Annotated in this window: 3 protein-coding genes and 1 pseudogene; 3 read left to right on the top strand and 1 reads right to left on the bottom strand. The window is 64.4% G+C overall.

All coding sequences use genetic code 11. The features are described 5' to 3' along the window. Positions 1 to 59, bottom strand: a pseudogene (locus VGH68_RS30140) (type II toxin-antitoxin system CcdA family antitoxin); the annotation flags it as partial. An 802-nt stretch (positions 60 to 861) separates the two neighbouring features. Here VGH68_RS30140 and VGH68_RS23010 point away from each other — a divergent pair. The 3 genes from VGH68_RS23010 to VGH68_RS23020 all read left to right on the top strand — a co-directional run. Further along, entirely contained in the window at positions 862 to 1,698 is an 837-nt protein-coding gene (locus VGH68_RS23010; RefSeq protein WP_331606013.1) for an IclR family transcriptional regulator, read from the top strand. A gap of 556 nt (positions 1,699 to 2,254) precedes the next feature. After that, positions 2,255 to 3,613 carry an MdtA/MuxA family multidrug efflux RND transporter periplasmic adaptor subunit gene (locus tag VGH68_RS23015; protein WP_331606014.1) on the top strand — a complete coding sequence of 453 codons (1,359 nt, stop codon included), beginning with the start codon at positions 2,255 to 2,257 and terminating at the stop codon, positions 3,611 to 3,613. Positions 3,614 to 3,636: 23 nt separating this feature from the next. Next, positions 3,637 to 5,642, top strand: a 2,006-nt coding sequence (locus tag VGH68_RS23020; protein ID WP_331606015.1) for an efflux RND transporter permease subunit, incomplete at its 3' end; no start/stop codon positions are given.

Here is a 5,642-nt window from a genome sequence, read left to right on the forward strand (position 1 = left end):
CCATGCTGCTCGACGTAAGCGTTGTACCCTTCGATGGCTTGCGCGTTCTCCCTCCGCCAGTGCTATCAAGATGAATGCACTGCGCCCGCAATCCGAGTACTTACCCCCACGACATCGGTTTGCTCCAACATGCGAAGCACCCGACATGGAGCCGGTGCGGAACCTCATCGACGCGAGGCAGCTTCTCTGTCGAGACTGCGGGAGCCACGGCAACGCGAGGCGCCAAAGCTCACATCTCTACAAACATACTCCAGAGATCACCGCCCGCTGCCAGCTTGGGACGCAATATCATCCCCGTTGGACTTAACGATATGGGAAAAACGTCGCTCTGCTCGCGCCACCGCAGGCCGCACTGGAGTCCGACCGCCCCCTAAAAACTGTGCGTCGCAACGAGAATGCGTGTTGCCGCAGACTTTGTGGTCTCCGAACGACCCTTTTCCGCGTCCGGCAGACTTGGTTGTCTGCCGATAACCGCAAAAAAAAAGCGTCACGTTGCCGTGACGCTTTAAAAAAGTTCTAGCCATTCCGAGGGCCGTGCTAGAACCTGAGAGAAGGGATTAGAAGCGAAGCTGCCTGATGCGGAACACCGCAATCTATCGATAGTGGGAAGTGATCTCAGCCACGCATCGCAGCAACTGCAAACCGCTTGAACTCGCATTCATCGACATCTAACTCAGTATCTGAGTGGTGAATGTAGCGCCCGCTTCGCTTCGAAATGAGATTCCATTTTTTATGGTTATGCTGACTAAGTCAAGCAAAATCGAGGTCCCGACCGATCGGAAAATCATTCCGATACAATGGTGACGCGCCGTCCCTTAGCAGGCTGCGCACGATGAATGTGAAATACAGTTCCAAGAAACGATGACCCGCCCAACACGCACCGGCACCGCAGCAGCCCAGCCCAAACCAAAGGAAGGCACCGGCGACGAAGTAACCGCGCTCGCGCGCGGCCTGACGGTACTGCGCGCCGTCGCCGCCGCCCACGCGCCACTCAGCAATCGGGAACTCGCCGAGTTGACCGGCATCCCCAAACCCACGGTCTCGCGCATCACCGCCACGCTCGTCGGCGCGGGCTTCCTGCTGCAGCTTCCGGACAGCGAACGCTTCGTGCTGACGTCGTCGGTGCTGGAGCTGAGCAACGGCTTTCTGCGCAACTTCGACATTCGCGCGCGCGCACGCCCGTTCCTGATCGAACTCGCGGAACGCACCGCGCTGTCGGTGCATCTCGCAGTGCGCGACCGCTATGACATGGTCGTCATCGATACCATCCGGCCGCGCTCCGCGGTGCTCGTGTCGCGGCTCGAAATCGGCTCGCGCATGAGCCTCAGCCGCACCGCGATCGGTCGCGCGTACCTCGCCGCGCTCGCTCAGCCAGAGCGTGAGCGGCTGCTCAGCGGGCTGCAGACCGCCGAAGGCGACGAGTGGGGCTACATCGGCGACCGGCTCGAGAGCGCGGTCAGGGACACCCTCGAACGCGGCTATGCACTCGCCACCGGCGAGTGGTACGAGGGCCTTAACGCGATCGCGCTCGGCTTCATCGGGCCGTCCGGCGAGCGCTACGCAGTCAACTGTGGCGGCTCGGCCGATCAGTGCCCGCGTGACTGGTTGATGTCGACCGCCGCGCCGGCGCTGCTCGAATGCATCGAGAAAATCGTGCACGAAATCGGCGGCGCGCCGGGACGCCGGCTCGACGAATGACGTATCGGCGAGCGGGCGCGCCGCGTCAACGCTCGCCTCGAAGTCGCACGCGGACGGCGCGCGGCACGTTCCAGCCGGCAGCCCCTTCGCCCGTAGTGCGTGGGCGCTGCCCTCGCCTTATCTCTTCCTTGGTGTCCTTTTGTCTCTCTTTATCTCGCATAAGACCGCCGCCCTATGCGCAGCCGGCAATCTGCCCGCCTTCTGTAACCTTCGTAATCAAACGAAAAATAGACGGCTGGACTGTTACAGACACCGCAACGTACGATCACCCATCCCGTGGCGCGAAGCCCGCGCGGAAAGCGGTGCGGTTGCAGACGCGTCGATGGTAGCGGGCGCGTCAGGCCGTGATGATTCCGCCTCGCGCTTTTGCCCCGCGCTTTCACCATGCGTTAACATCTCTGTCCCGCGCCTCGGGTAGCATCGCGCTTCAGCGTGCTGCCACCCGCGCCCGCTGTCGGGACCGCCTGTCATACCGCCCGCGCGCGGTCCGTCGCCCTTCAACGGTGACAACCGCGCGAGCAATTCACATCAAAGAGCCAGTCACCTGACCGAACCGATGGACCAACAACAAAAGCATCCGGAAACCCAACGCCCCGCCGCTCCTGCTTCCGAACCGACCGCCGCCGGCGCGCCCGGTACGGTGAAACGGCATCGCGGCCGCAACATCGCACTGATCGTCGCGGCGCTGGTGATTCTCGGCATCGTGCTGTGGCGCTGGCATCCGTGGGGCGCGCCCGGTGGCGGCGCGAGCGCGCCGGGGGGCGCGAGCGGCGCGCGCGCCGGCCGCTTCGGCCGCGGCGCCGGCATGGCCAACCTCGCGCAGCCGGTGCATGTCGCGACCGCGACGCAAGGGGAGATGCCGGTCGTGCTGACCGCGCTCGGCACGGTCACCCCGCTCGCCACCGTCACCGTGCTGCCGCAGTTGAGCGGCGTGCTGCAGGACGTGTATTTCAAGGAAGGCCAGATGGTCAAAAAGGGCGACGTGCTCGCCCAGATCGACCCGCGTCCGTACGAGATCTCGCTGCGCAACGCCGAGGGCACGCTGATGCGCGACCAGGCGCTGCTCGCCACCGCGCGCCTCGACCTGAAGCGCTATCAGACGCTGCTCGCGCAGGATTCGATCGCGCACCAGCAGGTCGACACGCAGGCGTCGCTGGTGCGGCAATACGAAGGCACCGTCAAGTCGGATCAGGCGAACATCGACAGCTACAAGCTCGACCTGACGTACGCGCGCATCACCGCGCCGGTGTCGGGGCGCGTCGGGCTGCGCCAGGTCGATCCCGGCAATTACGTGACATCGGGCCTCGCCAACGGCATCGCCGTGATTACGCAATTGCAGCCGATCAGCGTGATCTTCACCACGTCCGAAGACAATCTGCAGCAGATCATCCAGCACACGAAGGACGGCGAGCAGTTGTCGGCCACCGCGTACGACCGCAGCAACACCCGGCCGCTCGAAGTCGGCTCGCTCAAGACGATGGACAACCAGATCGACACCACCACCGGTACGGTGCGGCTGCGCGCGCTGTTCGATAACAAGGACAACGGGCTGTTCCCGAATCAGTTCGTCAATACGCGCCTGCTCGTCGACACGATCAGGGACGCGGTGATCGTGCCGACCTCGGCGGTCCTCAACGGCTCGATGGGCCCGTTCGTCTACGTCGTGAAGGACGACAACACGGTCACGGTGCGCCCGGTCAAACCCGGCCCGGTGGACGGCGAGCGCACCAGCATCAAGTCCGGTCTCGTGTTCGGCGAGCGGGTCGTGATCGACGGCTCCGACCGCCTGCGCGAAGGCGCGAAGATCACGATTCCGGCGGCGCGTGCCAGTGGCGCATCGGGTACGGCGGGCGCATCGGCTGCGTCCGGCGCGCGCGCGCATCACGGCAGACACGCGTCGCAAGCGTCGCAATAAAGTAAAGGCACGGCACTCACCGCATGAATCCATCCCGCGCCTTTATCCTGCGTCCCGTCGGCACCGCGCTGCTGATGGCGGCGATCATGCTGGTCGGCCTCGTCGCACTGCGCTTTTTGCCGCTTTCCGCGCTGCCGTCAGTCGACTATCCGACCATCCAGGTGCAGACCTTCTATCCGGGCGCGAGCCCGGACGTGATGACCTCGTCGGTGACCGCGCCGCTCGAGCGGCAGTTCGGGCAGATGCCGTCGCTGAACCAGATGTCGTCGCAAAGCTCCGCCGGCTCGTCGATCATCACGCTGCAGTTCAGCCTCGATCTGCCGCTCGATATCGCCGAGCAGGAAGTGCAGGCCGCGATCAACGCGGCGGGCAACCTGCTGCCGTCGGATCTGCCGGCGCCGCCGATCTACGCGAAGGTGAACCCGGCCGACGCGCCGATCCTCACGCTCGCGCTCACGTCGAAAACGCTGCCGCTCACGCAGGTGCAGGACCTCGCCGACACCCGTCTCGCGCAGAAAATCTCGCAGGTCGCGGGCGTCGGCCTGGTGAGCCTGTCGGGCGGCCAGCGCCCGGCGATCCGGATTCAGGCCAATCCGCGCGCGCTCGCCGCGTACGGCCTGAATCTCGACGATTTGCGCACCACCGTCTCGAACCTGAACGTCAACACGCCGAAGGGCAACTTCGACGGCCCGACGCGCAACTACACGATCAACTCGAACGATCAGTTGACCAGCGCGGACCAGTACCAAAGCGCGGTGGTCGCGTACAAGAACGGCCGCCCAGTGATGCTGACCGACGTCGCGAAGATCGTCGACGGCCCGGAGAACACCAAACTCGGCGCATGGGTCGACAACACGCCCGCGATCATCCTGAACGTGCAGCGCCAGCCGGGGGCGAACGTGATCCAGGTGGTCGACAGCATCAAGAAGCTGCTGCCGCAATTGCAGCAGTCGCTACCCGCCGCGCTCGACGTGCGGGTCGTCACCGACCGCACCACCACGATCCGCGCATCGGTGCGCGACGTGCAGTTCGAACTGGCGATGTCGGTGGTGCTGGTCGTGCTCGTGATGTATCTGTTCCTCGCGAACATCTACGCGACGATCATCCCCAGCCTGTCGGTGCCGCTGTCGCTGATCGGCACGCTCGCCGTGATGTACCTGTGCGGCTTCTCGCTCGATAACTTGTCGCTGATGGCGCTCACCATCGCCACCGGCTTCGTCGTCGACGACGCGATCGTGATGATCGAAAACATCGCGCGCTACGTCGAACAGGGCGAGTCGGCGCTCGAAGCCGCGCTGAAGGGCTCGAAACAGATCGGTTTCACGATCATCTCGTTGACGGTCTCGCTGATCGCGGTGTTGATTCCGCTGCTCTTCATGGGCGACGTGGTCGGACGCCTGTTTCACGAGTTCGCGATCACCCTCGCGGTGACCATCGTGATTTCGGCGGTCGTGTCGCTCACGCTGGTACCGATGATGTGCGCGAAGCTGTTGCGCCATACTCCGCCGCACGAAAGCCATCGCTTCGAGGCGAAGGCGCACCGCTTTATCGACTGGGTGATCGCGCGCTACGCGGTCGCGCTCACGTGGGTGCTCAACCGGCAGCGCGCGACGCTCGTGGTCGCGCTGCTCACGCTGGTGCTGACCGGCCTGCTCTACGTGTTCGTGCCGAAGGGCTTCTTCCCGGTGCAGGATACCGGCGTGATCCAGGCGATCACGCAGATGCCGCAGTCGGTGTCGTTTGCGTCGATGGCCGATCGCCAGCAGCAGCTCGCCACGCAGATCCTGAAGAACCCAGACGTCGAAAGCCTCACGTCGTTTATCGGCGTGGACGGCAGCAACATCACGCTGAACAGCGGCCGCCTGCTGATCAACCTGCAGCCGCGCGACGACCGCAGCAACACCGCGAGCGCAGTGATCCGCCAGTTGCAGAAAGACGTCGCGCACATCGCGGGCGGGTCGCTCTACATGCAGCCGGTGCAGGATCTGACGATCGACTCCACCGTGAGCCCGACGCAGTACCAGTTCAT

Origin of the sequence: Paraburkholderia sp., from assembly GCF_036488505.1 — a bacterium.
Classification (GTDB): Bacteria; Pseudomonadota; Gammaproteobacteria; order Burkholderiales; family Burkholderiaceae; genus Paraburkholderia.

What these genes read in the sequence shown, in the direction of transcription:
- VGH68_RS23010 (WP_331606013.1), top strand. Translation starts at nt 862, where the DNA reads ATGACCCGCCCAACACGCACCGGCACCGCAGCAGCCCAGCCCAAACCA.
- VGH68_RS23015 (WP_331606014.1), top strand. Translation starts at nt 2,255, where the DNA reads ATGGACCAACAACAAAAGCATCCGGAAACCCAACGCCCCGCCGCTCCT.